The sequence below is a fragment of the Vibrio sp. WZ-1 genome (genome assembly GCF_052037695.1).
Lineage (GTDB): Bacteria > Pseudomonadota > Gammaproteobacteria > Enterobacterales > Vibrionaceae > Vibrio.
The window spans coordinates 1-3072 of sequence record NZ_JBQEQR010000016.1; the positions used below are offsets into that span (position 1 = coordinate 1).

The following is a 3072-nucleotide window of genomic DNA, read 5'->3' on the forward strand; positions in this document are numbered from 1 at the left end:
TCGGCGAGGATCTTAGTTGCTTGACGTTTGAGTGATGTAACTAGTTCTACTTTCATGAGAGCTGCTCCAAAGGAATACTAAAGTGATACTATTCTATCACTTTGAGTATAGCAAGCTCCATGACGGCTAACGCCCAATTAACGTGTGAGCAGCGCAAGCACTGAACTAAACCACTGCGCCGTAAACACTAAATTCAACCCGAAGTGAGAGCGCCAAGCGTTGCGAATCACTGTTGAATTGTTTGTTATGTTTTACCACAAACACATGATTTACTTGAGAAAGAACTGCTATGCCAAGCCAGTTTTCTGAACCAAACCACAAGGCAAGAACTAACTTGGCCGCCAAAAGCGACTAACCCAAAACCAGTAATTCCACTTCCCTTCCCAATGAGGCAACCCGACTTAGCTTCAACAAACGCCCTATCTTTCCAACCAAAGCGCAAAACAATGCTGAATTGCTGAGACAACTGCCAAGCCGAAATGCTAATTGACTAAGAACCTAGAAGCGACTTTGAGCCAGTTAAACCAGAAGCCAACCGCCACGACCTGACAATGAAGCAACCCACGAACATTGGCATGTTTTACGGGCTGAGAGATTCAAGAACTTAGACCGATAATGCGGATTTGCTGAGTCTACTAGGGACGAATTGCCAGAGGGACAAAGAACTAGAGCCTAAGATATTTAAGCCTATGAAATACAAGTAAACATAACGCCCTGTTAAGGGGTGAGCAACGCAATACCGAAGCCGCCGCATACCACCTTAATCACTAAAAACAACGCATAGTAAAAATGCCACGCGTTGCGAATCCCTCTTGAACAGTTTGTTAGTGCGCTTTTTCAGCGATCCCCCTAACCTTTAAGCGCGTTACGCCAATATTCGACCGTTTTATCTGAAACCAAGCCAGTTTCTCTTGCCGCAACCACTAGAAAGTCACACAAGTTAGTTGCTACCTGTTCATTACCGAGTAAATACAAACTACGAATTGCTCGGGTCAGACGAAGTTGGTTGTGGTCATGACTTTTAAGCCAGACATGGTTAGCAGGACTTAGCGCTTGTAATGAAGAAATCTCACACCCATCTCGCTGTAATCCCCAAAACTCAAGTAAAAGGTCGAGTGCTTTTAAGTGAGCAACACGTAATTCTTCTGAGTTAGCAAAAGCCTCTCGATCTGCCTGAGTTACCAAAGGAGCATGTTGATTGAACTTAGTACCCTCATCAATCGGGAAAAGAACTTGAATATACTTATGATCATGCTCCAGCCAGAAGTGGTTGTAAGCTAACAACTGCTCTACATTGCGACCAAATTTATCTGGAGCTTTACCAGATATGAAACGAGCAATTTCACTCATTTTTAAATCCTGCTAACTATAATTTTTGTCTTTGCGCACTAACGCCCAATTAAGGGGTGAACAACGCTTCCACCCAAACCTAAAGCATTGTGCCATAAACACTAAATTTGAAGTAGAACCAAAAATGCCAAGCGTTGTGAATCCCTCTTAAATTGCTTGTTATGTGCGTGCTAAACGATAGCGCCTTACTGTGCCTTCATTGTCATCTGTATAGTTACCCAGATATTCACCACCGCAGTTTTCTATAACCTTTTGAGATGCTGGATTATCAATTGAACAGGTAACAATAACCGAGTCAGTTACAACATGGTCACGCACCCAAGCAAGGAGAAATGAAGCGACACCTTTGCCGCGAACTGATGGTTTAGTCTCGTAACCAACATGCCCTATCACATTCTCTACGTTCGCATTTGTCCCAGTGCGAACTCGAATAGCACCTAGGATTTCAGAGTTTGAAATGCAGTAGTACGTTGTACTTGGCAAATACCCATTTGGTAATTCGGAGGTTGCCTTAGACCTCTCAACCAAACCTGACAAATAGGCTTCAGGGTTTAGCTCAACATTTTCGTATTTGGGGATACTCGAATCGAAGCATTCTTTCGCATAACTGGCTAACATTGGAGCTAAATCAGGGCTAGCTTCTACTACTTCCATGTCTATTTTCCTCTAAAGCACATAACGCCAAATTAAGGTGTGAACAACGCTAACACCTTAACTAAACCATTGTGCCATAAACACTAAACTGGCTTGAAGTGAAAGCGCCGAGCGTTGTGAATCACTCTTAAATTTATTGTTAAGTTTTATTCTGCGAGCACCTTTGCTTTTTCAAGAAGCCGAGCCATCTTTAGCGTGCGTGTCGTTATACCAAACCAAAGCCCCCACTTATCTGGATCGTGATAACCAAAGCTAGTTACGGGATCTGGTAACAAAATATGTGTTCGAATAAGGTCATTTATATACACATAAACAGCCTCCTCATCCCAACCTTGTTGGGAAAACTTTTCGACATTGTCGCTATGAATGCCCGCTCGCCGATACGGAACTGCAGCTTGTAGCTCTAAAGTTGTGACCTCTAGGAAGAAATTCAATAAGTCGTCAGTCATACCGATCATAGCGGATACGAAAACCCTTCGCTCCGAATCAGAAAACTCATGTTCAGTATCTTTGCAATAAAGAAGAGCTAAAGCCATTTGAACTGTCTTGCTTGAAGTTTGTGTTATTGAGTCGGCAAACTCCGCAAGTATATCCTGTCCTATGTCACTAGCTATATACTCGTTTAATACTGTTTGATCCGCAGGACTCATATGATTGTAGCGAAGCTCTACACATTTCATAAAAGTCTCAACTCTCTTACGCTGCCTACTTTGGTAAGAATAAGAAAGAAGATCGTATATACCTTTTCCGGTAGATAGTGCGCTTTTTGCTGATATTTCCACGATTCCTCCGCTGAAACTTAACGCGCAGTTAAGGTGTGAGGTACGCAACTCCGGAGTCTATGAAACCGCTAATGCCACACGTACCGAATCACTCTTAAACTGTTTGTTATTCCGCAACTAAAGTCGTCAATGTTGACGCCTAATCATTTGATATGACGTTGAATTTTCGGTATGCAGGCAAAAAATCGAAGCCGAAGTATTTGTCAGCTCTCTACCTTAAATCGCTTTAGCGTCACTCTTTAATTGCTGCGCCATATTAAGGTGCGCTTAAAGCGTTTTAAGGCTA

General features: G+C 42.6%; 3 protein-coding genes. All 3 read right to left on the reverse strand.

Features of this window, described 5'->3' with window-relative positions:
* Positions 1-849: 849 nt before the first annotated feature.
* Positions 850-1350 (reverse strand): opioid growth factor receptor-related protein, encoded by a 501-nt coding sequence (locus ACTS60_RS00115; RefSeq protein WP_140305107.1) that lies wholly within the window; start codon positions 1348-1350, stop codon positions 850-852.
* 159 nt (positions 1351-1509) lie between these two features.
* Positions 1510-2004 (reverse strand): GNAT family N-acetyltransferase, encoded by a 495-nt coding sequence (locus ACTS60_RS00120; RefSeq protein WP_440886719.1) that lies wholly within the window; start codon positions 2002-2004, stop codon positions 1510-1512.
* Positions 2005-2150: 146 nt separating this feature from the next.
* Positions 2151-2786, reverse strand: coding sequence for a hypothetical protein (locus ACTS60_RS00125; protein WP_440886720.1), 636 nt, complete (start codon positions 2784-2786; stop codon positions 2151-2153).
* Positions 2787-3072 lie beyond the last annotated feature (286 nt).

Coding starts and splice junctions, on each gene's coding strand:
- ACTS60_RS00115 (WP_140305107.1), bottom strand. CDS start 1,350: ATGAGTGAAATTGCTCGTTTCATATCTGGTAAAGCTCCAGATAAATTT.
- ACTS60_RS00120 (WP_440886719.1), bottom strand. CDS start 2,004: ATGGAAGTAGTAGAAGCTAGCCCTGATTTAGCTCCAATGTTAGCCAGT.